The organism is Bartonella queenslandensis AUST/NH15 (genome assembly GCF_000312585.1).
GTDB classification, from domain to species: domain Bacteria; phylum Pseudomonadota; class Alphaproteobacteria; order Rhizobiales; family Rhizobiaceae; genus Bartonella; species Bartonella queenslandensis_A.
Genome location: NZ_HE998151.1, coordinates 1 through 208 on the forward strand (window position 1 = coordinate 1; position 208 = coordinate 208).

General features: G+C 43.8%; 1 pseudogene. It reads left to right on the top strand.

The window, feature by feature from the left end:
* A pseudogene (locus tag BN338_RS09690) lies at nt 1-208 on the top strand (DUF7146 domain-containing protein); the annotation flags it as partial.

A 208-nucleotide genomic window follows, 5' to 3' on the forward strand; every position in this document is an offset into this window, starting at 1 on the left:
TTAATGCTCAAGGCATGACACGTGCCTTGCGTGGGGTTTGGCATGGGCATTATGGACTTGCTCTTTGCCCTGCTCATGATGATAGGTTGCCTAGCTTATCCCTTAAAAATGGACATGATGGGCGTCTCTTACTTTATTGTTATGCTGGTTGTTCTTTTAGAGAGATCATACAAGCACTCATTAGAATTGGCTTGCTTGGAAAACAAGC